We start from the raw sequence: 21,128 nt of genomic DNA on the forward strand, positions 1-21,128 counted from the left end.
TACCACCAACATGCGCAATGCGCCGTCGGTGAGGGTGAAGGCCCAGTAGTTGCCGGTAACCAGCAGGTACTGACGCACTTCCGCAGACAGGGCTGACAACGCCTTCATGATCGCTGTTTACTCCGCTGCGCCGACCAGGCGGGCCAGTTCCGCTGCACGGTTGGCGTAGCCCCATTCGTTGTCATACCAGGCGTAGAGCTTCACCTGGGTGCCATTGACCACCAAGGTCGACAGCGCGTCGATGATCGAGGAGCGCGGATCGGTGCGGTAGTCGATGGATACCAGTGGGCGCTCTTCGTAGCCCAGGATGTCTTTCAACGGGCCTTCGGCCGCCGCCTTCAGCAGCGTGTTGACCTCTTCAGCCGTGGTCTCGCGTTCCACTTCGAATACGCAGTCGGTCAGCGAGGCGTTGGCCAGCGGTACACGCACGGCGTGACCATTCAACTTGCCGCGCAGCTCGGGGAAGATCTCGGCGATCGCAGTAGCCGAGCCCGTGGTGGTCGGGATCAGGCTCATGCCCGAGGCACGGGCGCGGCGCAGGTCCTTGTGCGGCGTATCGAGGATGCTCTGGGTGTTGGTGAGGTCGTGGATGGTGGTGATCGATCCGTGGCGGATGCCCAGGTTCTCGTGAATCACCTTGACCACCGGGGCTAGGCAGTTGGTAGTGCAGGAGGCGGCGGTAACGATGCGATGCTGCGCCGGGTCGAACAGGTGCTGGTTGACGCCCATCACCACGTTCAGGGCGCCTTTCTCCTTCACTGGAGCGCAGACCACTACACGTTTTACGCCCTGATCCAGGTAGGCCTGGAGCACGGCTACCGACTTCATCTTGCCGCTGGCCTCGATCACCAGGTCGCAGCCCGACCAGTCGGTGTCGGCGATGGTCTTGTTCGCGGTGACCTGAATGCGCTTGCCGTCGATCACCACCATACTGCCCTCAGCACGGGCTTCACGGTGCCAGCGGCCGTGGACCGAGTCGAAGTTGATCAGGTGGGCATGGGTCTCGGCGTCGCCGGCCGGGTCATTGATCTGCACAAACTCGAACTCTGGCCAGTTCCAAGACGCGCGCAGCGCCAATCGACCAATACGGCCAAACCCATTGATACCTACTTTGATAGCCATGTTCTTGTTCTCGGATCACGATTAGCGAAAGGTCAGAGGGTGTCGCTGAACTGGTTGATGTAGCCGACGTGCGCAGGGTTCTGAATGGCACGTGGGCGCAGGGCCTGGACCTGAGCAACAGCTTCCTGCACGGGAATACCGCACTCGATCATCAGGCGGGCCGCAAACAGGCCGGTGCGGCCGGAGCCGCCTTTGCAGTGAATGGCGATCGTCTTGCCAGTCATCACCAACGCTTTCAAGCGTTCCCGATGGATCTCCCAGGCGGCAGCAAAGGGCTCGCCGGGCGCCTGGTCGTCTTCCACCGGCAGGTGGAACCATTCGAGGCCCAGCAGTTGGCACTCCTCGGGCAGTAGGTCGATCTCGTTCTGCAGCAGCTCTTCACTCGGCATCAGGGTAACCAGTGCACTCGCACCGGCTTCGCGCAGTGTTGCCAGCGCTTGGGATACCGAGGTGTCCTTGGTACCAGGACACGGGGTGAAGATCAGCTGGCCGATCAGCTCGGGAGTCGCCAGCACGGAATACGGGTGCAGTTGCATGGTCAGAAAGCCTCAGATGGATCGTTGATTAACGCGTTTGGAAAGTTCTTCAGCCGACTCCTTGCGCTCGGAATAGCGATCGACCAGGTAGTCGGAGCGATCACGAAGCAGCAGGGTGAACTTCACCAGCTCCTCCATCACATCGACGACACGGTCGTAGTACGCTGAGGGCTTCATGCGGCCGGCCTCGTCGAACTCCAGGTAGGCTTTGGGTACGGACGACTGGTTGGGGATGGTGAACATGCGCATCCAGCGACCGAGGACGCGCAGCTGGTTGACCACGTTGAACGACTGCGAGCCACCGCAGACCTGCATCACCGCGAGGGTCTTGCCTTGCGTCGGGCGCACGGCGCCCATGCTCAGTGGAATCCAGTCGATCTGCGACTTGAACACGCCGGTCATCGCGCCGTGGCGCTCAGGCGAGCACCAGACCATGCCTTCCGACCACAGCACCAGGTCACGTAGTTCCTTGACCATGGGGTGGTCATCGGGCACATCATCCGCCAGTGGCAGGCCAGTGGGATTGAAGATCCGCGTCTCCGCACCGAAGTGCTCCAGCAGGCGTGCCGCTTCTTCTGTCAGCAGACGGCTGAAGGAGCGTTCGCGGGTCGACCCGTACAGCAGCAGGATGCGCGGTTTATGGGTGGACTGCTGCTCGATCGCTAGCTTATCGGCGGATGGCAGGTCGACCAGTTCGTTGTCGATATTGGGGATGTGATGTTCGGTCATGATTTTACTCCTGAGACAAGGCACCTGAGGGCTGGTCAAACCAGCGGCGCTTGAGCCACAAGGCCACGCCTACCAGCGAAATCAGCACCGGCACTTCCACCAAGGGGCCGATGACAGTGGCAAAGGCAACCGGCGATGCGAGGCCGAAGGTGGCGATGGCCACGGCAATGGCCAGTTCGAAGTTGTTGCTCGCTGCGGTGAACGCCAGCGCGGTGGTGCGTGGGTAGTCGGCCTCCAGCAGCTTGCCCATCCAGAAGCTGATGAAAAACATCACCACGAAGTAGATGGTCAGCGGGATGGCGATGCGCAGCACATCCAGCGGCAGTTGCAGCACCATGTCGCCCTTCAGGCTGAACATGGCCACGATGGTCAGCAGCAACGCCACGAGCGTCAGCGGACTGATCTTCGGAATGAAGCGTTCCTGGTACCAAGTCTCGCCCTTGCTGCTGATCAAGATCTTGCGGGTCAGGAAGCCGGCCAAGAACGGGATGCCCAGGTAGATCAGCACCGACTGAGCGATGTCGAAGAAGCTGGTCTCGATGACGCTACCCTCAAGACCAAACAGCGGCGGCAGCAGGCCCAGGAAGATCCAGGCGTACACGCTGAAGAACAGGATCTGGAAAATGCTGTTGAAGGCGACCAGGCCCGCCACGTACTGGTTGTTGCCACCGGCGATCTGGTTCCACACCAGCACCATGGCGATGCAGCGCGCCAAGCCGATGAGGATCAGGCCAGTCATGTACTCAGGCTTGTCGGAAAGGAACACTACTGCCAGCCCGAACATCAGCACCGGGCCGATTACCCAGTTCTGAACCAGCGACAGCACGAGGATGCGCTTGTCCTTGAAAACCTGAGGCAGTTCCTCGTATTTCACCTTCGCCAGCGGCGGGTACATCATGACGATGAGGCCAATCGCGATGGGGATGTTTGTCGAGCCTACCGACAGGCTGTTCAGCCACGCGGGCAATCCTTGGAACAAACTGCCCAGGGCGATACCCAGGCCCATGGCCAGAAAGATCCAGACCGTCAAGTAACGGTCGAGGAAGGAAAGTCGGCTTTTGCTCATGGTGGATCTCCCTAAACGTCAGAGCGTTCCGATGCGGGCCAGCTCGACCTTGAGCTGCGCGGCATCCAGTTGTTCAAAAGGCAGTGCGAGGAATGCCTTGAGGCGTCGCTTGATCTGCTCAAGCGTGATGTCGAAAGCCGCATCCAATTCGGCGGCGCTACCCTGCAGGTACGAAGGATCGGAAAGCCCCCAATGGGCTTTTACTGCCGGCCCGAAGAACACAGGGCAGGCTTCGCCGGCGGCCTTGTCGCAGACGGTGATGACGAAGTCCGGTGCCAGCTCGGCGTGTGCATCGCTGGATTTGCTGCTCAGGCCATCGGTGGAAATACCGGCGCGCTGCAGCGCGGAGATGGACAGCGGATGTACCTCGCCTTTGGGCTGGCTGCCGGCGCTGTAGGCCTTCATACCGGCCGGGGCCAGGTGGTTAAACACGGCTTCTGACAGGATGCTGCGGCAGCTATTGGCGGTGCAGAGGAACAGAACTTTCATCGGTTTTGCTCGGCAATGATCAGCAGCAGGTGGCGACGCGCTGTGGGCGGTCACCCATTGCGTCCAATCGAGTGGAGCTGCTGTTCAGCCACTCGCTATTGGCCTCCAGCGTGGTTTGCAGGATCTCGCGTACCCAGGCGGGCAGCTCTGGATGCAGCCGGTAGTAAACCCATTGGCCCTGGCGGCGGTCTGCCAGCAGGTCACACGTGCGCAGCTGCGCCAGGTGGCGGGAAACCTTGGGCTGGCTTTCTTCCAGCGCACAGGTCAGCTCACAGACGCAGAGCTCTTCCTCGCGGGCGATCAGCAGCATCATCCGAATGCGGTTCTCGTCGGCGAGGCATTTGAAAACCTTGGTAGGGGTCAGTGAGTCAGTCATATCGGCTCTCGATGTGCGGATTACTGCACGCATATGGTTTTTCGAATATACGCTTTTTCGAATGTATCGCAACCCCGCTGTGATCTATGACTTTACATGTGCATATTCGTGCACATATATTGGCGACATGACGATTAACCTGAACCTCCGCACCCAAGCCATCGACGCTGCCATCGAGTCGCTGGACGAAGTCTTCTTCAAAGCGCTCTGCGAGCCCTCCAGGGTCGCGGTGTTCAAGCGCGTGCTTCTACTGGGACGGGCGGATGTCGGCGAAATCGCCAAAGAGCTACCGCAGGAGCGATCGGTGATCTCCAGGCACCTGCAGGTGCTGCACGATGCCCAGATCGTGAAGGCCACCAAGGTGGGTCGGCAGGTGTTCTACGAAGTGAATGGTGGGGCGATCGTCGAGCGCCTTGAGGGCCTGCTCCAGCGAACCAAGGGTCTGGTTTCGCTGTGCTGCCCGTAGCTCGTGCCCATTTTTTGTCCTGATATATGCATGAGTGCGCATACATGAATAAATCGACTCGCGCGTTGGATGTGATCGTCATCGGTGGTGGGCAAGCGGGCTTGGCGGTTGGCTGGCATTTGCAGCAACACGGCTTGGACTTTCTGATCCTGGATGAGCAAACACACCCTGGTGGGAACTGGCGGAACTACTACGACAGCCTGCAGCTGTTCTCCCCGGCGGAGTATTCAGCACTACCGGGGATGGTGTTTCCCGGTGATCCCAAGAGTTATCCGCTGCGAGACGACGTGGTGCAGTACCTGGAGTCATACGCCGCCGAGTTTCAGATGCCTTTTGAGGGCGGTACCCGAGTGCTGGATGTCGTGCAGAAGGACAAGGCATTTGAGGTCCGCGCCGCCAACGGATCGACCTTCACGGCGCGTGCGGTGGTCGTGGCATCGGGGGGCTTCAGCCGTCCGTACATGCCTGACATTCCTGGCATGGAAAGCTTTTCAGGGATCTGTCTGCACAGCTCGGCGTATCGAACGCCTGAGGCCTTTGCTGGCCAGCGTGTCGTCGTGGTCGGCGCGGCGAACTCGGCTGTTCAAATTGCCTATGAGCTTGCCGGCGTTGCGCAGGTAGTGCTGGCGACCCGCGAGAGGATCCGATTTTTCCCGCAGCGGATCCTGGGGCTCGACTTTCATGCCTGGCTGAAACTCACCCGGTTGGAGCACACGCGGTGGCTGAGTGACCAGAGCACGCCTGTGCTGGACACCGGCAAATACCGGAAGGCCCTGGACACCGGACGACTCCAGCGCAAAGCGATGTTCCAGGAGGCGCTGTCTGAGGGGGTGGTCTGGCCAGACGGAAGCACCACCCTGGTTGATGCGCTGATCTTCGCCACCGGTTTCCGGCCAAACCTCGATTTTCTGACACAACTCCCAGTCGAAGGCCGGAGTGGACGTGTGCTACAGCGCAATGGAGTGGCAAGTCTGGTGCCTGGTTTGTACTTCGTCGGCTTACCCAAACAAAGGAACTTTGCCTCTGCAACGATCAGAGGCGTGGGTAATGACGCCGATTACCTGGCACCTCGAATGCTTCATCACTTGAGCAGTCATTTGCACTGCAATTGACCAGCTTACTGTTTCGTATGCATCGGTGTAAGGCTAGATATACCGGCATTCGATTTGCGCCGATTCACATTTCCCGAAAGAAATTGCGGCTCCTTGAGACTTAGAGTGCGGAGGTGCTAATCAGACCGATCGATACTCGACCGTCAGATGGCTGACTTCGTGAACCGGTTTGAGGCGTTCACGTATGCTGTCAGCGTCTGCAGTGACTTCGCCAAGAACGCTGACGATTGCCGCATGAGCTTGCGGTCCGACCCGCCAGACGTGCAGGTCTGTAATAGTGGCATCCCCTGGCTTCTCAACCAATTCGCGGATTTCCTCGGCGACATGCACGTCTGTCTGATCCAGCAGCACGCCTGCGGTCACCCTCATTAATGTCCACGCCCAACGTCCGATGACGATGGCACCTACGATACCCATGGCTGGGTCCAGCCACACCCAACCGAGATATCGACCGGCGAGCAATGCGACAATAGCTAGCACCGAAGTTAGCGCGTCTGCAATGACGTGGACATAGGCCGACTTCAGGTTGTTGTCATTCCCGTGATGAACATGGTCATGATCAGTATGATCGTGACTATGGCTGTGCCCGTGACCCAGTAACAGGGCACTGACAATATTTACGATCAAACCGACAATCGCGATTAGCGTAGCGGTGCCGAACTGAACGTCTGTTGGCTGCAAGAGGCGCACGAAAGACTCAACGCCTATTCCCAAAGCGACCATGCCAAGAATCAGTGCCGACGCAAATCCACCCAGGTCTCCCACCTTCCCGGTACCGAAACTGTATCGTTGGCTGGAAGCGTGGCGTTTTGCATATCTGTATGCCGCCGCCGCGATGCCCAGTGCTCCGGCATGGGTTGCCATGTGAAAGCCATCGGCCAATAACGCCATCGAACCCGTGATATAGCCAGCGGTAATCTCGCCAACCATCATTACAACGGTCAGTGCCACGACCCAAAGCGTGCGCTTGGCATTTTCATCGTGCGCTGAGCCAAGGAACATGTGGTCGTGTGTGTGGTTGATGTTGGTGCTGCTCATGACTGAATACCTGGACGCGTTCACTTGGAGTATCGGCGAATGGCTTCAAGAAGCTCTTCGACACCCTTGTTACGCTCTTCTTCGCTAAGCGCAGGGTTAGCAACATGCTCCCGCGCATGGTCCTCGATGATTTCCTCCATTAAGCCGTTGATGGCTCCGCGAGTGGCGGCAACAAGGTGTAAAGTTTTGGCGCAATCGAGATCCGATTCCAATGCCCGTTCCACGGCTTGGATTTGACCGGCGATACGCTTTACGCGCTTGAGAAGATCGTCTTTATTTGCTGCGATATGACCCACGAGATACCCCCCCCTACCTATGCATCACGCATGATAGGCATAGCCCCTATACCTATGCAAGACAAATGGCCAACGGGATCAACTCCGGCTCCCTTTTGGAGATCGGCCTCAACTGTGCGGGGCAGGTGAGGGTCAGGGGTGTTGGTTCGCGGGAAAGACTCGTTCAACAATCGCGCAATCCAACCAGTGTCCTTCAAGGCGGGCGTGTTTTTCGTAGACTCCAACTATCCGAAAACCACAGGACTGGCAGAGCGCGAGACTCGCCACGTTGGAGGTGAAAATACGGGATAGGACTTTCCAGAATCCGCGTGCCTCGGCTTCGCTCAACAATGCGGACAGCAGCGTCTTGCCGATGCCGCGTCCTCGGATATCACGGCGTAGGTAGATCGAAAAGTCGGCGATGCCAGCGTAGCACGAACGCGCGCGGTAGCTGCTCAGGCTAGCCCACGCCACTACCGCGCCGTCGATCTCGACGACCAGCACCGGATAGTGAGGCATCTCGGCAATCCAGGGCTGCACATCCATGGAGGTGCGCGGCTGGGTCTCGAACGTAGAGCTACGGTCTTCGATCCCTTGGTTGTAGATCTCGGCAATGGCCTGAATATCACCGAGTTGAGCGTGGCGGATGTGCATCTGGCTTCCTTTTCGATTGGTGCGTACAACGAGCTGGATTGGCGGCCAATTGCTCGGCCTCATTCCCACCAACTACTTGTTTGCACTGCTCGCCGTAATCCTCCTGATCCCCTCAGTGAAGGTATGGCGGCATTGCTGAGCCCGAGTATTGAGGCACCTCTGGTTGGCTAGCTCTGGATCTGTAAACTGTGGGCTCGAAAAACCTCGTTTGTGACTTTTCTGATCTCGTACTGAGTGGGAAAGTCAGCCATTTTCAACGAGATGCCGCCTTTGTTTACAGATTTAGTCGGCATAAGAGGCGTTAACCACTGACCAGATGAAGGATTACTTCCTCGCAGCATTCGTGACCTTGATAACTGTAGCTGCACCACTACAAGCAATCGGAGTTGCCTTGTCCGTTGCGCTGAACAAGAAAGGGCGAGTTTCTCGTTTTAATGCGCTGCGAGCTCTTGCAAGAAAATAGGGAGAGGATTGCCCGTCTACGAGCAGCACCCCACAAGGCGTTGAAGTGCGTTACCTGCAGGCATATCTGCAGCAGTCGGCGCAGTACGACCCGGCGCGTTTCGCCGGCGCGGCGGAAGCCGTCCTGGTCTATGTCGCTGACCTTGAGGCGCATACCCCGGTTTATCAGCCGCAGGCCTTCCGGGGCTTTGTCCATGGCCTGTGGGCCGTGGGGCTGATCGACCTGGAGGTGCTGGATCGGGTCGACCAGTATCAGCTGGAAGATCCCGCACTCAACCCCAGAAGCTGAACGAGGGGAGTATGGCAGGTTACCTCCCCACCTTCGTTCCGGCCCGACATCCAGGTGAAGCGAAGGTCGGCTTGAACCAGCGCCGGTGACTCCTTACCCTCAGTGGCGACATTTCCTACAGCTGTTGTTGAAATAGCTGATCGACTACGGCCGCCATTGCCAGGGAAAGTTAAGTTTTTCCTGAGCAATGGACCAGAAAATGCCAACACTCCCCACCACCGTATTGAAATTGCCGTTCCACGTTCATTTTGATCAACACACCGTCGATGCCGTTAATCGCTACCGCGCTGCCCGCGCGGAACACCTGAGACAAGGGCACGGCGAATCAATGAGCAGTGCTGAACTGTTTGTCGCCTACCAGTGGGCCGCCTTTGACTTGGCCACCGCGCTGGATGCATTGCTGGAGAAGCACGCCAGGTGATGCTCCCCATGCCCTTGGGATCTGACGGCTCCCAAGAGCTTCAGATAGGCCTGTCGCGCCTCTGAGCGAAAACGTCAGGCGGTTGTCAGTCCGAAGGATTCCCCAAGGCGATCGATGATCGTTGCCATATTGGTTTTGAGGTTGAGCTGCTTGAAATCGACGTCTTCAGCAGGCAACAGTTCAAGGAAGAGTTTCATGTCGGCCATGATGCTTTCCGGCAGCTCAGTGACCTCGCCATCCAGCAAACCGGTCAGCGCCAGGACGTCGTTTCGATGCTTTCGGATGTGCTTGCTTTCGACCTGCTCCCCGTTCTTCTTCCGCTCAGACAGGTCAAGCCATGCTTTGACCTTGAACGGGATCAGGCGGTCAGCGCCGATGTAGGACAACTCACCATTCTCCAAGCGGCCGGTTAAAAGCAGGCGGTAGTAAGCATCATCGAGGAGTATCGCCGACAAGCTGGAGACCGTTTCGTCCGTAGGGATCGGGATCAGTGTTGCGTTCTCTTCGTGGTCTAGACCGTCCGGCGCCCGCGAGAAAAGTTCGATCTGGGCCGGATAGGCCTCATCCGTGGGCTTATCGAAGCGATAGAAACAGGGTTTTTCGCCGCCTTTCAGCCTGATCTGGTAACCACCCGCGTCTATGAACGACCAGAAATGCGCGACGAATCCGGCATCCAGCGCTTCGACCACCAAAACGATGTCCAGGTCTTTAGTAGCCCTGAAGCTATCGCCCGCATCCTCCATTGCCAGAGCGGAGGCCACGCCACCGATCAGTACGTAGCGATCACGGAAGTCGCGGAAGTGGTGTCCGAACAGTTCTAGGCCTCTCACGCTAGCCATGTAACCTTCTCCTTGAGTTCATCCAACGCAATCTGAATGCGTTCGTCGGGGTTGTCTTCCAAGCTCAGAAGCAACGAAGCTTCGTCGGCGATATGGTGTCTTTCGTAGAGTGACGGATACGCCCAGATCTCAACGCACTCTTCAATGGTGTCCACCGACTCGGCAATCTTGAACGCTTGAAGCGCCAGCATGTCGGTGAACACTTTTTTCGTCATCCCCCACACCGCTTGCTTCGGCTCCGCAAGCATCGTGTATTGGGCGAGAGCAGTTTCTCCGGCCAGGAAGACACCGGGTGCCGACCGGATAGCATTGCGAGTAATGCCAATTTTCTTTCTGACGGGCGACCGCAGGTATTGCTTGGCCTTGCTGAAGACTTCTGCAGGTGATGCGTTGAAGGCGTAGGTACTCCACTGCAGCTCGCTTTTCGCAGGGGCTATCAACGATAGCGATGTCAGCTGATCGACTGCCCTGGATAAGGTCATTCGGCTGTAGTTGAGGTCGCCCATCAGAGCGTTTGTGGTGAATAGCGTGTCTTCGGTGTTACCACCATAGAGGCAGGAGAGCAGCATTGCCTGAGCGGCTGGTAGGAGGGCCGCGACCTCACCCTGTTCTCGTCGCTGACGAAAGTTCTCTCTCAGGTCCAGCGCCAACTCCGGGATGAACATCTGGAAGCCAGGTTGGATAAAGTTGACCTGATGCGTGATCAGACTCCGACGGTCCTGGGTCGTCAGGGACCTGCAAACGTAGGTGATGATCCGATTGGAAGCTTTACGCACCAGGTCGACGTGCTTTTGCAGCTTTACGATGCCTGGATAATCTTTCTCATCCCGAGGGACCAACAGGACCAAGGCGACAACCGCGTTGCTCGCCAGCGGAATGGTCAACTCGAACATTTTGTAGCTGTCACGGATGTTGAAAGACACCTTGAATCCCACCGGTTCAAGGTGCGCTGACACACCGAGGACAGCCTCGATGTAGGTCTTCGCGTCGTCCTGTAGATTCGACATATCCCCGGCACCTTGTAACTCTGTTTTTTTCACTGTAACTCACCGTAGGTTACACGTCAAAAAAGTATGTTACAGCCTAGGAAATACTGGGGTCTCAGATGGGTTACGACATTATCCAGAAAAATTGGGAAGCCACATTGCCTTGCACTTCCGAAGGCTCGTGAGACTGTCATCTCACAGCGTAAAGAACCCTAGCAATGTGCTCAACACGAGCAAGGCTCTCAAGCCCAAACCGACAGGAGACTTCCCCATGATTCTCACCAACGAACGCCGCAAAGATGCAGAGGACGTGGGCGTACTGCTTCACGCCATCTTCAGCCACGCGGAGGCCAATGCCGAACATCTCGACCGCACCCTCGTGGCCGTGGGGTACGCCACACTGCTGAAGCTGGCCGAGAGCGCAGCGGAACAAGTCGCTTTTCTGCATGACGACTCGGTCGAGGAGTGGGATGGTGCTATCTGGTACGAGCGTTTGGCCGATGTAGGCAGCGACAGCCTCGCCGCCGGGCTGTTTGCCTCAGACCATCCGGATGTGCGCGCAGTTGTAGTGAAATGGCTGCTCTCCTTTGGTCCCGTAGAGTTCTCCCATGCCGGCAAACGCTGGTCGTTCGATGCTGATGAGCTGGCGGAGTGGGAAGGAGAAGAGGAAGGCTTCCATTTCCGTGCCTACCACGAGCTTGCCGAACCGACCATTGAAGCTGTGTCCCGTTTCATCGACCGGCTGTAACATACCACCGCCCCAGCCCGCGTGGGCTTCACGGAATTTCAGAGCCATGTCCAACCTGCCTCACATCAAGAAGCCCTGCCGAGACTGCCCGTTTCGCAAGGACTCTTTGCGGGGTTGGTTGGGCAAGGATCGGATCATCGAAATTCTCGCTGCCGACTCGTTCGTCTGCGACAAGAAGACGGACATGCAGTGCGCTGGGCACATGCTCATCAATGGCCAGGAAAACGCATTTGTGCGAACGGCTGAGCGACTTCGCATCCCGCTAGACCTTTCCGGGGACGAGCAGGTTTTCGAGAGCAAAGTCGCCTGCATCGAGCACCATTCTCGCGAGAAGTAACCGGCCCACGTCTGAATGGTCACCCCGTGTACCAGAAGGCGTACGGTTGCCGGCAGCGATCGACTTTGACTTCTTCTCTGAACACGCTGCCCTCGCCTGGCTATTCGCCCCAATGACGGTATCCATTTGCCCCTTGCGCTTTCGCGCAATGGAGGAAGATTCCTGGAAGTCGACATTCGAACGGCTTTGAAGGGAACGCAATGACTACTGAATCTGAAATTAACACCATCCTCGCAGCGCCGGCGTCGAGTCAATGGCTCAAGCAGGCGCTTGAGTCGGCCCTGGACCGCGATTGTGCTGATGCAGCCAGAGACGCAAAAACACTGCATCACCTGCTTGAGCGCCGCGCCCTGGCAAATCTCTGCCTCGACCGGGAGGCACAGGATCATCAAACATCACCGACCGTGCCTGAGCTGGCGAGCGAGTTAAGCGGAGTTCAGGCTGTCTTGCTGACGTTGGGCTTCACGTTGCTTGCTGCTTGCGTATGTGGCGCTATCGCCTGGATGTGCGTGTGGTTCGGCTTAATCCACCTGAAATGGGTGTACCGCCTCGCAGCAGCGGGGGGCGTTCTTACCGCTGCCGCAAGCCTCTTCACCTTCTATCACGACTACCGGGCCGAACGTGATCGCTACCTGGCTCGTGAAATGACGAGAGAGCCACGGAGGACACCATGAGCTCATTCGATCCGGCGCCCTGCCCCAGGCAAACCCGTCGTCAATTCAGCCCGCCCGGCGCTCAACGGCAGTACATTCCGGGGTAAGCAGGGGAAAGATATGGCCAGGAATACTGGCAGTGCTCGCTGCTCCCACTGCGGCGCGGAGTATCGCCTGTTCTCGATCTTCAATCGCGACATGCAGGGGCTTTGCAAGGCTTGGCGTGGTAGGCATGAGCGTGCGTGCGCTGCGAAGACACCGGCCCAGCGACGGTCATGGGCGAAACGGTTTGAGGGCATGGATCGGACCGAGAGCAGCATCACAGTCGATCTTGAGCATCCCGGTTTTCTTGACTTCCAGTAGTAGGGATGACCCGCGGCCCCCGCGGTGCCGCATCTGCCGAAGTTGAACCGAGGGCGAGCCCCGCCCCCCCACGAACACGGAGAAGCGCTTCGTATGGAACTGAAACTCGGTACCTGGGCCTGTGCGGCCCTCTTACTGCTGGGCTTGTCGAGCCAGACACTGGCAGATTCAAAAACTCCCGCCGAGACTGTTGAAACCATTTACATCGGTGGGGCCCTGGGGAAGACGATCATAAAAGCGTGTATCGGCGATCAGCTGTACCTGATTACACGGCAATCGAATGGCCCATCAGGAATCACCCCCTCGCTGCATGAAGGCAAGCCTGAACGTTGCCAAGTGAAGGCTGCTGAGCCGGTGCCGAAAAGCAGGTAATCCAACCCTGCACGCCATGCGTGGCCATCGCCGCTACCCTAAGGCCGTGCAAAGTACCGCGTCCTCCTTGGAGGCGCTGAGCTACATCCCGAACCACGATAGAGCTATAGAGAATGAAACAGAACGGCAAATATGGGGCGTGCACCGGGCTTGGCAAACGCTCCAATCCCATACATAGCGAGACTTGCACTGGCCGCAGCAAAAGAGTCGGCGGTCCGAGTGGGGATCGCGTGCCACGGGTGCTTGTGTTGCTGTTGCTGTCCTTAGTGGTCGTCAGGGTCATAGTCGGCAGCGCCACATTCGAGCACATCTGGCTTGGCCTTTCAGCGGCGCTTTTCGGCGGACTGATAATGATGAACGTGAGGATCCTCGTCCGCTGGATCTGCTTTGGTGAGGCCCATGTTCGGGCATGGCTAGCTCAGTCAAGCGGGCGCGGGCATGCCGTACTCTTTGCTACAGGAGCTCTGATCGCAGTGGGCGTCTACTACCACTTCTGACTGATTCGAAGAGCCTTCGCCGACAGTACTTACCTTACGGCATGTGACCAGTTTCTCCGATGGCGTTCGACGTCTGGGCCTTGGGAATGGCAGCGGTAGGTGTGGCTGCCTAGCCTGGCACCTCGTGTGCTCCCTGCGACACACAAACAGATAGCGGGCCGACAGTACTAGGGGCTCAATGCGGCGCGTCACGGTGCAGTCAGAACTGGGTCGTTCAACTGTCAGGTGTGAAACGCAGTCGTCAGGGACAAAGGCGGGCTTTCTCATACGCCTGATAGTGGGCCTCAAGAAAGAGGATTCGAGGCTTGGGGCTGAGAGCGAAAAGGCGCTTCCCATGATAGGCCTGGTACCCGGCATCGTTCACTGAGCTTGCCACCTCGACAGTGAGTGAACGCGGATTGATCGTCACCAGGTGCGCGTCGAACAGCCGGTGCAGGTCGACTCTGAGCAGCAGGCCGTTGGTGACGTCGTTCGTTTGATCCCCGCGATAGGGAATGATGTGAGCCGCCTCGAGCAGGGTGTCGACCGTGCACCCGGTGATGCAGCACTCCGCACCGTATCGCTCCAGCATCGCTGTCCGAAAATTCCCCTGCCCAGGCCGGATAACTGCGACCTGGGAGCGCACAGCCCTCCGATCAACCGTGAGTAAGGCCAGCTCCGCTGCAGGAGCAGCTGCAGGCGCTTGCGCCTGAACCTCCGAAGGCAGGACATCCTCCAATTCAAGAACCAACTCGTGCTGGAGCATCCGGCGGTAGCTGGGTTTCTCAGGTGCCTCTGCGGTCAGCGATCGGAGTATCGCCAATGTCTCGGCCGCGGCTTCCAACGATGCGAAACTTTCCGGCCGGTTGTCCCAGGCCTTTCTGAGTTCATCCACGGTGAGCTCGCTCACGGCCGCCAGCGTGAGCCCTGCTGCGTCGCTGTTCGCCGCGTCAGGGACATGCACCGGCGCCACTGTTGCTTCTTCCTGATCCGTCAGCTCTTCCTGGTCCGCGACCGCGAAGATGGCCACGACCTCTGGATGACTAATGTAGGCGCTGGCGCCGGCGTAATATTCGTCAATGCCCTCCAGCACCCTGACCAGCGCATACATCTCCGCCGCCGCTTCCTTCGATCCGCAGCTTTGCGAGCGGCACGCCCACGCCTGCACCAGGTCATCAGTGGTGAATTCAAGAAGGTCTTCGACCTGGAGGGCGTACAGATGCCACGGTGGATCATCGTCAAGGGCGGCGGAGAACTTGCCGGCTGAATACGGCGCCAAATGATGAGAAATCGAAATGCCATCGACGGTTACCAAGCCATCGCGGTCTTCAGCCATATAGGTGATGAACTCGTGAACGTGCCGATACCAACTACGGTACCCGACCAACGTAGTGCGCGAATTACCCGGTTTGGATATTTTTCGGCCGGGCTTGGCCCGTGGCCGGCTGGCCGGTGTTCTCACGGTGGTCCGTCACTCATGTAATGGCAGCCCAAAGTATACCGTAACGCACCACCAGATTTTGTCAGCACGGAGGCCTCAAACCAACGCTCAGGACCAGGCACACTCAAGGCGCTTGAGCTAGCGCAAAGTTTCGTAACCACTCTCGGATTGCCAGGTGCACTACAAGGTCTCCTCGGGTACGCTCGTCACCCTGGAAAGTTGCCCTCTACCCCATCGTCCCACTCAAGAAACCGTGGCCGAGGTCGTAAAAGGAATTTAACTCACACGGACGCTGAACCGAGGATCCCTAATGGCGAGCTTTACCCCAGGTCGTGAATACCACTTTACCCTCTCCGACGGGCGCAACCTTGTCCTTCGCTTTGTTGGCCTTGGGCAGCACATGCGCCCAATATGGCAGGACGTTGCAACCGGCACCGAGATCGAGCTTCCTCCCTACCGCAGTTTCAGACCGGTCTAGCAACCAGGCGCGTCGGAATCTCCAGGCGCCGGAGGTGGGTTGCGCTTTCAGCGGTCCGTGCGAGGCTTCCCCTTGATTGTGACCAAGGGAAAATCGCGATGCTGACTTACAAAAGCGCCATGTCCACCTACCGAGCACTGCTCGAGCAAAACCCAGGTAAAGCGCTGCGCCTCGACAAAGAGGACGGCGGCGAGGCCGTGGCGATCATCGACGGCGACTTGTGCTGCCTGCCGCTCAATCCCGACAACACTGTTGATCCCAACAAGGTCACTGACCTTATGCAAGAGGCATGGTGCGACGGCGGCTGGCACGGGGCTCACGCCGAAACACAGGATGCCATCGACAACCCGATCTTCATCGACATCAGCACCGTGATCTGGGGCGGTTCGGACAGCTGATACCTACCACGGTGAAGATACCATTCAGTGGCCAGGCATCCACTTGCGAAGGCCGGCAGTCCAAACGTGCTTTCAACACCCACTCCGAGGTAAACAATGCCCTTACGTTCACAACAAGCCTGGTGCCTCGTTGTCGCAATCTGCACCGTGGTGTTCTACATTTTGCTGTCTGCCTATACCGCAGACTTGGCGAACCCCCGGCCCATTTTTTGGGGCATTCTTCTTAGCTACGGTTACCGCGTGTATTCCTCCGTGCGCTATGACCTTCACGCGCAGTCAGCCAAGGAAGTGGGCCTACTTTCAATTGCAGCAATGACTGCTGTAGCCCTGGCGATGTTTCTTCGTCCGCTGGCACTCCAAGCGGTGTTTGCCTTCGAACGCGACCCTGAAGCGACAGAGGTCGTCGCTGCGTTCAAGGAGTACTTCGTGGTCGTGCACAACCCTGTATTTGGTATCCCTGCCTTTTTCATCGGGTTCTACATGGCAACGATCAGAGTACTGCGCATGCTTGGGAAGCGATTACCGATTCTCGCCTTCCCGCGAAGTACCTTTGAGATGTATGGGGCCTACTATGCGGCGGCTCATCCGCTGTTATCAGACGAGGCTCAAGACGCCATTCACTCCCGCGCCAGGCGCATCCTGGCGCAGACCGAAGGCTTCTACAAAGGCCCGTCCCCAAACAAGCTCCTCTAGACTGCCGGAAGCCGGCGTTGCGGTTTCAGGAGTGCATGGCAGCCTGTGCTCGCAGCGGCATTTGCAAGTAGCTGCTGCAGCGGTACTTGGCTTTGATTCTGAAGGGTACGAACCATGGCAAACATGAAATGGGTCCGCAAAAACTATGGCGTGCCGGCCAAACGCGGCATGCGGGTCCTGTACACCGGCTGCGGCAAGCGGGAGTACGGTACGATCCGCAGCGCTGCGAGCGGTGGCCACCTCAACATTCAGCTCGACGGTGTGCGCCACACCATGCCGTTTCACCCAACCTGGGAGCTGCACTATCAGCCTGACGAGCTCGCCCAAGCTGCGGGGGCGGGGACGCCGACATGACCGGCCGCACCCTGTTCACTGCAACCGAGGGTGGTGATCAACTGCGCATCGAGTTGCACAATCGAAGCCACTTGCCGTTCACTCTTACCTGCAGCACGCGCCATAACGGCAGCCCCGCCTGGCTGGAATTGCCCCGACGCTACGCCAGCGCTCGCGGTGCCAAACTGGCCGCTACCAGCATCATTGGCAGCGGAATCAACTGGCACGCAGTACCTGCGCAACCAGCAATAGGAGAAGGGAAATGAGGATTCTTGGACGGCCAGTGGATTGGTAGCACTGAAATCTGATTACTGGGAAAACCTGCAGATTCGGCAAGCTTATGCCGAATCCGGGTGCCGTAGACCAGCGGCAGCCCACAATCTGTTACTTCATGACTCACGGGGGAGCACTCAATGTCAGCGCAATTACCTTTTCAAGTTCATATCTCGCTCAACGTGTATGGCACGAGCCCTGAACACGTCCAGCAGGCACTCAAAGAAGCCTGCGACGAACTGCTTCAAGGAAGCACCGAAAGCAACGCCGTAAGGGCTGACCAGAAGGCCGGGTTCACTTTCAAGCCGAATGAATGCCGCGGGACACGCTTGATCTCACGCTTGATCAAGTCTGCTATCTGCTTTTCACACACCACCAGCAACTCGAGGGCTTCGAACGCATCGCAGGCGTCCCAGATCGAATCGAAAGCGGCGAGCCACTGCCAACGGGTTGCGAGCCGATAAGCACCCGACCGTTCAACAGCATTGAGCGCCGCCTGCAGGGCCTGCGGCCAATTCGATGCGGAAGCAAGGGCAGCGTTGAGCGCTGGATTGCGGCGTAGCCGCCAGAGTGGACAAATGACCATGGCAGCTGAGAAGCCAAGGGTACGAGTAGCAATCGCGTTCGCGCCTAACTTTGCGTCAGGCCTGCTCCAGAATACAGAAGCGAGCCATCAACAGCCCGGCACCACCTTGACCGAAGCAGAGATCACGATTGTCCAGGAGGAGTTGGAGCGGATCAGTCAGCGCCTTCAGGCGACGGTCAATCAAGATGCCCTCGCTTTGGCATAGGCAGCTGGCCAGACAATTGCTACTACCGCCTGTTGTGCGATGGGCAAAAACGATGAAAATTGCTGGTACCGCCTAACACCAGGCCATGCGCTGGGCTTATGCGTTAGAAAGGCGCGGCTTTCGCGCCAAGACAAGGAAATAATCAATGGTAGCGAAAAAGGAATGTTACTGGTTGAGACACCAGTGGGTGGACAGTGGCGGGGGCGTGGCGGATGTCTATGAGCGTAACCAACATTGCTCTCGATGCGATACCACACGGGTATACCGTGATGGGGTAACGGTCGATGAGCCCGGCAAGTTGAAGTACGTCGTGCTGATTGGCGGTGCGATCATGTTAGCCATAGGAGCTCTATCCATGGCCTACGGCACGCACTAGCGTGGCCTGGATATGGGCTGCGCCTGGTCAAGGCAAACAACGGCCGCCTCCAGCAGCTGGCCGCGCCGATCAGCATCAGCTGACGCCCGGCTGCACCAGGTGGCGCAGTTCGTAATGATTGCCGAGGGCACTCACCAGATTTGCGTGGGTGCCCGGCCTTAGCTAGTCGCTGTTCAACTGGCCGGCAGATAGCTTAGCGGCCTCCCCTTCCCAGTATTCACGGTTGAGACGCTCTGCGTCGGTCTCCGATACCAGATGCTGCCAGCGCTGCTGTTCGACTTCTTGCTCTCCAGTTCGTAAGTCGCGGGTGAGGGTGACGCCGGCGGCGGCGAAGCGCTTTCGCACTTTGGCCCAGAAGCCGTGCGACCTCATGACCTCGTACAGCGGCGTTAATGGCAGTTGATTCCGTGACCATAAAAGCCACAATGCCACCTGGCCGAAGCCTCGTCCTTGGTACCTCGAATTGATCTCGATATCGTAAATGTAGAGGCGATCCTGCAGCGGGCTGAAGCCATACCAGACCCTCCCAATGTGCTCGCCCTGATGCTGGATGGCCGCGTCGATATCCGGGCCTGGGAAACAGAAATTGCCGCGTACGGGCTCACTGCGATCGATGACCAGTTGCAATGCCCTCGCCTGGACATCCAACAGGGCTCCCTGACGGCGCTGGAAGAAGTCGCGAATCGGGTCGAAGGTCATCTGGTCACTCATGACGAAGGGCCTTTGCAGGGTCAGACCGCGCGGTTGATGTAACGCTCTGGCTCAACATGATCGGAACCAAACCGCTCCACCGCCAAGAACCACCAGTTCCCTTTGCGCTTTCCAGGACCCGATGCCCTGACTTCACCGGCCTCGAGGCCACGGGGCTTCTGATACACCACCTGGTCACCGACTACCAGAACCTTGGCCGGGAGACGCTCCACCAGGTAGCTGTTGCCAGCGGGGTCGCTCATCGCGATCCAAAGCCGTTCGCCGCAGGTCAGGCAGGTCCAAGTGCTCGCGTTGACCGCGCTGCGATCGAGACCGCTCGTAGCGCAGCCGGCACAGCTGTAACTTTGGTCATACAGATCGGCGATGCGAAACGACATAGATTGCCATCCTTGGGTGATTGTAACGGCGAGCACTTTATCAGCTGCGAAAGCCACGGGGCACCTTCAGCACCTAACCTATTGCAGGTAGTATTTGCTGCCCTACTCCACCCCCAGAACCCTATGACTGAAGAACTAAAGGCCACAAACCCAGCCGGTGCCCACCCGCTCCAGGCAGTGATCGATGAGCTGATGGCTGCCGAGGTTCGCGTCACTGGGTGCGAGAACGCCTACAAGCTGCTGTACAAGCTCTGCAAGCTCAAGGGCATGCAGATGAACGGCTCCGCGGGTACGGCCGCGGGGAATGGCGGTATCAGTAAGACAAAGGTGGTGACCCAGGCCCGTCAACTGCTCAAGGAATACCTGTCCACCGGGCTCATCGTTTTGCCCGCCCACATCAAGGGGAAAGGCTCAGAGCACAAGTACAAGCACGATGGGGATCCTGAGGCGGGCAGAAACTTCAACCGTGAGGGATGGCGGGCACCTCTCCCGCCTAAGCCGAAGCGAACGAAGCCCGCAAAGGACCAGTCTCTCGGCGGAATCCAGTCCGGCCAAAAGCAGGCCCGCAAGACCCTCGCCAACGTCCGCAAGATGGCAACCATCGAGGCTTACGCCAAGGAGCACAGCTGCACAATCACCCAGGCGATGATCGCGCTAATGTGATCGGGCGTACCAAGACCGCTAACTAATCGCCGGCAGCGCTTTTGGTTTCAATAGCCTCGTCGATCTCACGCCCCATCTCGTCGACGCTCACTCCCGTCATTTCCGCGACCCTGCCTGCGTAGTAGCCCCAACGCTGCGCATCATAGTAGAGAGCAGAGAGCGCTACAGTCGTAAGCGTCCGGTTAAGTCACCTTGACGCAAGGTCTAGGAGATAGCCCCGAGAGCGTAAGCATTGGCCAAATCTTCAACCAGTTTTTGGACGTGACGCGGTCTTGATAGATAGCATTTTTATCCGTAGCGAACCTTCCTGCTGGCCGGATTATCAAGTCAAAAAGATCATCAAAGCCCAACGGCGCAGCGATTTCATATGTGCCGTCCTCCCGCAGTCTTATCGCTAGTGCTGTGGCAGTTTCTGGCCAGTAACGCATTGCATCGGTCGCCGACTGATAGGGCTCATCGCCGTTCTGAACATGCATTCTCGCTTGGTTTTTCACAGACCACAGTACGTTCGGGTCTAGGTCTCTGAGGGCTGCCTCTAGGGCTTCATCTTGCTCGGGTGTGCAACGTGTGGCATCAAACCAGATGACATCAACGTCTGTTGAGACCGTAGATGAGCTGCGACCGTGCAGATGATCCCAAACCGCGTTTCGGACGAAACCTGCTCCTATCCAGCAGTCGGGCAAGTTCAAGGAGCGCACTATTTCGAGCATCCTACGCCGAATGGGGTCATCCGAAATGATTGCTTGGATTGTCGAGCTATTGTCCACTTGGAAGATCACCCCGTT

General features: G+C 58.1%; 30 protein-coding genes. 14 read left to right on the forward strand and 16 right to left on the reverse strand.

Features of this window, described 5'->3' with window-relative positions; all coding sequences use genetic code 11:
* Window positions 1-117: 117 nt before the first annotated feature.
* Genes PM2_RS26795 through PM2_RS26820 form a run of 6 tightly spaced genes read right to left on the reverse strand, consistent with a single transcriptional unit; the run spans window position 118 to window position 4,318 of the window.
* Window positions 118-1,122, reverse strand: a complete 1,005-nt coding sequence (locus PM2_RS26795; protein ID WP_004575547.1) for an ArsJ-associated glyceraldehyde-3-phosphate dehydrogenase — start codon at window positions 1,120-1,122, stop codon at window positions 118-120.
* A gap of 32 nt (window positions 1,123-1,154) precedes the next feature.
* Entirely contained in the window at window positions 1,155-1,658 is a 504-nt protein-coding gene (locus PM2_RS26800) for a cyclin-dependent kinase inhibitor 3 family protein (protein ID WP_004575546.1), read from the reverse strand.
* 12 nt (window positions 1,659-1,670) lie between these two features.
* A complete protein-coding gene (arsH, locus tag PM2_RS26805; RefSeq protein ID WP_004575545.1) occupies window positions 1,671-2,387 on the reverse strand; it encodes an arsenical resistance protein ArsH in 717 nt (238 codons plus the stop codon).
* Between the two features lie 4 nt (window positions 2,388-2,391).
* On the reverse strand, window positions 2,392-3,453 hold the full coding sequence (arsB, locus tag PM2_RS26810; RefSeq protein WP_004575544.1) for an ACR3 family arsenite efflux transporter: 1,062 nt from the start codon (window positions 3,451-3,453) through the stop codon (window positions 2,392-2,394).
* Between the two features lie 18 nt (window positions 3,454-3,471).
* The gene (locus tag PM2_RS26815; RefSeq protein WP_004575543.1) at window positions 3,472-3,942 is read right to left on the reverse strand and encodes an arsenate reductase ArsC; all 471 of its coding nucleotides are present in this window, start codon (window positions 3,940-3,942) and stop codon (window positions 3,472-3,474) included.
* 19 nt (window positions 3,943-3,961) lie between these two features.
* Window positions 3,962-4,318, reverse strand: coding sequence for a metalloregulator ArsR/SmtB family transcription factor (locus PM2_RS26820; RefSeq protein WP_004575542.1), 357 nt, complete (start codon window positions 4,316-4,318; stop codon window positions 3,962-3,964).
* Between the two features lie 127 nt (window positions 4,319-4,445).
* Here PM2_RS26820 and PM2_RS26825 point away from each other — a divergent pair, with 127 nt between their 5' ends.
* Both PM2_RS26825 and PM2_RS26830 read left to right on the forward strand, forming a co-directional pair.
* The gene (locus PM2_RS26825; protein WP_004575541.1) at window positions 4,446-4,784 is read left to right on the forward strand and encodes an ArsR/SmtB family transcription factor; all 339 of its coding nucleotides are present in this window, start codon (window positions 4,446-4,448) and stop codon (window positions 4,782-4,784) included.
* A 44-nt stretch (window positions 4,785-4,828) separates the two neighbouring features.
* Window positions 4,829-5,896 (forward strand): flavin-containing monooxygenase, encoded by a 1,068-nt coding sequence (locus tag PM2_RS26830; RefSeq protein WP_004575540.1) that lies wholly within the window; start codon window positions 4,829-4,831, stop codon window positions 5,894-5,896.
* A 120-nt stretch (window positions 5,897-6,016) separates the two neighbouring features.
* On the opposite strand, the gene dmeF is transcribed toward PM2_RS26830, so the two are convergent.
* The 3 genes from dmeF to PM2_RS26845 all read right to left on the reverse strand — a co-directional run bounded on the left by dmeF (window position 6,017) and on the right by PM2_RS26845 (window position 7,863).
* The gene (gene dmeF / locus PM2_RS26835; RefSeq protein WP_004575539.1) at window positions 6,017-6,934 is read right to left on the reverse strand and encodes a CDF family Co(II)/Ni(II) efflux transporter DmeF; all 918 of its coding nucleotides are present in this window, start codon (window positions 6,932-6,934) and stop codon (window positions 6,017-6,019) included.
* 20 nt (window positions 6,935-6,954) lie between these two features.
* The gene (locus tag PM2_RS26840) at window positions 6,955-7,230 is read right to left on the reverse strand and encodes a metal/formaldehyde-sensitive transcriptional repressor (RefSeq protein ID WP_004575538.1); all 276 of its coding nucleotides are present in this window, start codon (window positions 7,228-7,230) and stop codon (window positions 6,955-6,957) included.
* Window positions 7,231-7,362: 132 nt separating this feature from the next.
* The gene (locus tag PM2_RS26845) at window positions 7,363-7,863 is read right to left on the reverse strand and encodes an arsinothricin resistance N-acetyltransferase ArsN1 family A (RefSeq protein WP_004575537.1); all 501 of its coding nucleotides are present in this window, start codon (window positions 7,861-7,863) and stop codon (window positions 7,363-7,365) included.
* 508 nt (window positions 7,864-8,371) lie between these two features.
* Between PM2_RS26845 and PM2_RS26850 the strand changes: the two genes are divergently transcribed.
* A complete protein-coding gene (locus tag PM2_RS26850; protein WP_004575536.1) occupies window positions 8,372-8,614 on the forward strand; it encodes a hypothetical protein in 243 nt (80 codons plus the stop codon).
* Window positions 8,615-8,813: 199 nt separating this feature from the next.
* Complete coding sequence (locus PM2_RS26855) at window positions 8,814-9,035, forward strand: hypothetical protein (RefSeq protein ID WP_016487020.1); 222 nt, start codon at window positions 8,814-8,816, stop codon at window positions 9,033-9,035.
* 74 nt (window positions 9,036-9,109) lie between these two features.
* Here PM2_RS26855 and PM2_RS26860 read toward each other — a convergent pair whose 3' ends face one another.
* Complete coding sequence (locus tag PM2_RS26860) at window positions 9,110-9,874, reverse strand: hypothetical protein (RefSeq protein ID WP_004575534.1); 765 nt, start codon at window positions 9,872-9,874, stop codon at window positions 9,110-9,112.
* Window positions 9,862-10,881: a hypothetical protein gene (locus tag PM2_RS26865; protein ID WP_004575533.1), complete on the reverse strand. Its 1,020-nt coding sequence runs from the start codon at window positions 10,879-10,881 to the stop codon at window positions 9,862-9,864. The genes PM2_RS26860 and PM2_RS26865 overlap by 13 nt, the downstream gene beginning before the upstream one ends.
* 250 nt (window positions 10,882-11,131) lie before the next feature.
* Between PM2_RS26865 and PM2_RS26870 the strand changes: the two genes are divergently transcribed.
* The 4 genes from PM2_RS26870 to PM2_RS26890 all read left to right on the forward strand — a co-directional run bounded on the left by PM2_RS26870 (window position 11,132) and on the right by PM2_RS26890 (window position 13,333).
* Window positions 11,132-11,608: a hypothetical protein gene (locus PM2_RS26870; RefSeq protein ID WP_004575532.1), complete on the forward strand. Its 477-nt coding sequence runs from the start codon at window positions 11,132-11,134 to the stop codon at window positions 11,606-11,608.
* A gap of 46 nt (window positions 11,609-11,654) precedes the next feature.
* Complete coding sequence (locus tag PM2_RS26875; protein ID WP_004575531.1) at window positions 11,655-11,945, forward strand: DUF6283 family protein; 291 nt, start codon at window positions 11,655-11,657, stop codon at window positions 11,943-11,945.
* A 200-nt stretch (window positions 11,946-12,145) separates the two neighbouring features.
* Entirely contained in the window at window positions 12,146-12,619 is a 474-nt protein-coding gene (locus PM2_RS26880) for a hypothetical protein (RefSeq protein WP_004575530.1), read from the forward strand.
* Between the two features lie 435 nt (window positions 12,620-13,054).
* Window positions 13,055-13,333: a hypothetical protein gene (locus PM2_RS26890; RefSeq protein ID WP_004575528.1), complete on the forward strand. Its 279-nt coding sequence runs from the start codon at window positions 13,055-13,057 to the stop codon at window positions 13,331-13,333.
* 738 nt (window positions 13,334-14,071) lie between these two features.
* Here PM2_RS26890 and PM2_RS26900 read toward each other — a convergent pair.
* Window positions 14,072-15,145: an HNH endonuclease gene (locus PM2_RS26900; RefSeq protein ID WP_004575526.1), complete on the reverse strand. Its 1,074-nt coding sequence runs from the start codon at window positions 15,143-15,145 to the stop codon at window positions 14,072-14,074.
* Between the two features lie 681 nt (window positions 15,146-15,826).
* On the opposite strand from PM2_RS26900, the gene PM2_RS26905 reads away from it, so the two are divergent.
* From PM2_RS26905 to PM2_RS26920, 4 genes are all read left to right on the forward strand, one after another.
* Window positions 15,827-16,126 carry a hypothetical protein gene (locus PM2_RS26905; RefSeq protein WP_004575525.1) on the forward strand — a complete coding sequence of 100 codons (300 nt, stop codon included), beginning with the start codon at window positions 15,827-15,829 and terminating at the stop codon, window positions 16,124-16,126.
* A gap of 96 nt (window positions 16,127-16,222) precedes the next feature.
* Entirely contained in the window at window positions 16,223-16,819 is a 597-nt protein-coding gene (locus PM2_RS26910) for a hypothetical protein (protein ID WP_004575524.1), read from the forward strand.
* Between the two features lie 114 nt (window positions 16,820-16,933).
* Window positions 16,934-17,173 (forward strand): hypothetical protein, encoded by a 240-nt coding sequence (locus tag PM2_RS26915; protein ID WP_004575523.1) that lies wholly within the window; start codon window positions 16,934-16,936, stop codon window positions 17,171-17,173.
* Window positions 17,170-17,418, forward strand: coding sequence for a hypothetical protein (locus PM2_RS26920; protein ID WP_004575522.1), 249 nt, complete (start codon window positions 17,170-17,172; stop codon window positions 17,416-17,418). Before PM2_RS26915 ends, PM2_RS26920 begins: the two co-directional genes overlap by 4 nt.
* Window positions 17,419-17,669: 251 nt before the next feature.
* Here the strand turns inward: PM2_RS26920 and PM2_RS26925 are convergent, their stop codons facing one another.
* A complete protein-coding gene (locus tag PM2_RS26925; RefSeq protein ID WP_004575521.1) occupies window positions 17,670-18,011 on the reverse strand; it encodes a hypothetical protein in 342 nt (113 codons plus the stop codon).
* Between PM2_RS26925 and PM2_RS26930 the strand changes: the two genes are divergently transcribed.
* The gene (locus PM2_RS26930) at window positions 18,010-18,216 is read left to right on the forward strand and encodes a hypothetical protein (protein ID WP_004575520.1); all 207 of its coding nucleotides are present in this window, start codon (window positions 18,010-18,012) and stop codon (window positions 18,214-18,216) included. The genes PM2_RS26925 and PM2_RS26930 overlap by 2 nt on opposite strands.
* Before the next feature lie 538 nt (window positions 18,217-18,754).
* Here PM2_RS26930 and PM2_RS26940 read toward each other — a convergent pair.
* Window positions 18,755-19,303, reverse strand: a complete 549-nt coding sequence (locus PM2_RS26940) for an N-acetyltransferase (RefSeq protein WP_004575518.1) — start codon at window positions 19,301-19,303, stop codon at window positions 18,755-18,757.
* A 20-nt stretch (window positions 19,304-19,323) separates the two neighbouring features.
* Window positions 19,324-19,680 carry a hypothetical protein gene (locus PM2_RS26945; RefSeq protein WP_004575517.1) on the reverse strand — a complete coding sequence of 119 codons (357 nt, stop codon included), beginning with the start codon at window positions 19,678-19,680 and terminating at the stop codon, window positions 19,324-19,326.
* A 123-nt stretch (window positions 19,681-19,803) separates the two neighbouring features.
* Between PM2_RS26945 and PM2_RS26950 the strand changes: the two genes are divergently transcribed.
* Window positions 19,804-20,343, forward strand: coding sequence for a hypothetical protein (locus PM2_RS26950; RefSeq protein WP_004575516.1), 540 nt, complete (start codon window positions 19,804-19,806; stop codon window positions 20,341-20,343).
* 182 nt (window positions 20,344-20,525) lie between these two features.
* Here the strand turns inward: PM2_RS26950 and PM2_RS30430 are convergent, their stop codons facing one another.
* Complete coding sequence (locus PM2_RS30430; RefSeq protein WP_080634931.1) at window positions 20,526-21,110, reverse strand: nucleotidyltransferase family protein; 585 nt, start codon at window positions 21,108-21,110, stop codon at window positions 20,526-20,528.
* Window positions 21,111-21,128: the final 18 nt, after the last annotated feature.

This window comes from Pseudomonas monteilii NBRC 103158 = DSM 14164, assembly GCF_000730605.1.
GTDB lineage: Bacteria > Pseudomonadota > Gammaproteobacteria > Pseudomonadales > Pseudomonadaceae > Aquipseudomonas > Aquipseudomonas monteilii.

What these genes read in the sequence shown, in the direction of transcription:
- PM2_RS26795 (WP_004575547.1), bottom strand. Translation starts at nt 1,122, where the DNA reads ATGGCTATCAAAGTAGGTATCAATGGGTTTGGCCGTATTGGTCGATTG.
- PM2_RS26800 (WP_004575546.1), bottom strand. Translation starts at nt 1,658, where the DNA reads ATGCAACTGCACCCGTATTCCGTGCTGGCGACTCCCGAGCTGATCGGC.
- arsH (WP_004575545.1), bottom strand. Translation starts at nt 2,387, where the DNA reads ATGACCGAACATCACATCCCCAATATCGACAACGAACTGGTCGACCTG.
- arsB (WP_004575544.1), bottom strand. Translation starts at nt 3,453, where the DNA reads ATGAGCAAAAGCCGACTTTCCTTCCTCGACCGTTACTTGACGGTCTGG.
- PM2_RS26815 (WP_004575543.1), bottom strand. Translation starts at nt 3,942, where the DNA reads ATGAAAGTTCTGTTCCTCTGCACCGCCAATAGCTGCCGCAGCATCCTG.
- PM2_RS26820 (WP_004575542.1), bottom strand. Translation starts at nt 4,318, where the DNA reads ATGACTGACTCACTGACCCCTACCAAGGTTTTCAAATGCCTCGCCGAC.
- PM2_RS26825 (WP_004575541.1), top strand. Translation starts at nt 4,446, where the DNA reads ATGACGATTAACCTGAACCTCCGCACCCAAGCCATCGACGCTGCCATC.
- PM2_RS26830 (WP_004575540.1), top strand. Translation starts at nt 4,829, where the DNA reads ATGAATAAATCGACTCGCGCGTTGGATGTGATCGTCATCGGTGGTGGG.
- dmeF (WP_004575539.1), bottom strand. Translation starts at nt 6,934, where the DNA reads ATGAGCAGCACCAACATCAACCACACACACGACCACATGTTCCTTGGC.
- PM2_RS26845 (WP_004575537.1), bottom strand. Translation starts at nt 7,863, where the DNA reads ATGCACATCCGCCACGCTCAACTCGGTGATATTCAGGCCATTGCCGAG.
- PM2_RS26855 (WP_016487020.1), top strand. Translation starts at nt 8,814, where the DNA reads ATGCCAACACTCCCCACCACCGTATTGAAATTGCCGTTCCACGTTCAT.
- PM2_RS26860 (WP_004575534.1), bottom strand. Translation starts at nt 9,874, where the DNA reads ATGGCTAGCGTGAGAGGCCTAGAACTGTTCGGACACCACTTCCGCGAC.
- PM2_RS26865 (WP_004575533.1), bottom strand. Translation starts at nt 10,881, where the DNA reads ATGTCGAATCTACAGGACGACGCGAAGACCTACATCGAGGCTGTCCTC.
- PM2_RS26870 (WP_004575532.1), top strand. Translation starts at nt 11,132, where the DNA reads ATGATTCTCACCAACGAACGCCGCAAAGATGCAGAGGACGTGGGCGTA.
- PM2_RS26875 (WP_004575531.1), top strand. Translation starts at nt 11,655, where the DNA reads ATGTCCAACCTGCCTCACATCAAGAAGCCCTGCCGAGACTGCCCGTTT.
- PM2_RS26880 (WP_004575530.1), top strand. Translation starts at nt 12,146, where the DNA reads ATGACTACTGAATCTGAAATTAACACCATCCTCGCAGCGCCGGCGTCG.
- PM2_RS26890 (WP_004575528.1), top strand. Translation starts at nt 13,055, where the DNA reads ATGGAACTGAAACTCGGTACCTGGGCCTGTGCGGCCCTCTTACTGCTG.
- PM2_RS26900 (WP_004575526.1), bottom strand. Translation starts at nt 15,145, where the DNA reads ATGGCTGAAGACCGCGATGGCTTGGTAACCGTCGATGGCATTTCGATT.
- PM2_RS26905 (WP_004575525.1), top strand. Translation starts at nt 15,827, where the DNA reads ATGCTGACTTACAAAAGCGCCATGTCCACCTACCGAGCACTGCTCGAG.
- PM2_RS26910 (WP_004575524.1), top strand. Translation starts at nt 16,223, where the DNA reads ATGCCCTTACGTTCACAACAAGCCTGGTGCCTCGTTGTCGCAATCTGC.
- PM2_RS26915 (WP_004575523.1), top strand. Translation starts at nt 16,934, where the DNA reads ATGGCAAACATGAAATGGGTCCGCAAAAACTATGGCGTGCCGGCCAAA.
- PM2_RS26920 (WP_004575522.1), top strand. Translation starts at nt 17,170, where the DNA reads ATGACCGGCCGCACCCTGTTCACTGCAACCGAGGGTGGTGATCAACTG.
- PM2_RS26930 (WP_004575520.1), top strand. Translation starts at nt 18,010, where the DNA reads ATGGCAGCTGAGAAGCCAAGGGTACGAGTAGCAATCGCGTTCGCGCCT.
- PM2_RS26925 (WP_004575521.1), bottom strand. Translation starts at nt 18,011, where the DNA reads ATGGTCATTTGTCCACTCTGGCGGCTACGCCGCAATCCAGCGCTCAAC.
- PM2_RS26940 (WP_004575518.1), bottom strand. Translation starts at nt 19,303, where the DNA reads ATGAGTGACCAGATGACCTTCGACCCGATTCGCGACTTCTTCCAGCGC.
- PM2_RS26945 (WP_004575517.1), bottom strand. Translation starts at nt 19,680, where the DNA reads ATGTCGTTTCGCATCGCCGATCTGTATGACCAAAGTTACAGCTGTGCC.
- PM2_RS26950 (WP_004575516.1), top strand. Translation starts at nt 19,804, where the DNA reads ATGACTGAAGAACTAAAGGCCACAAACCCAGCCGGTGCCCACCCGCTC.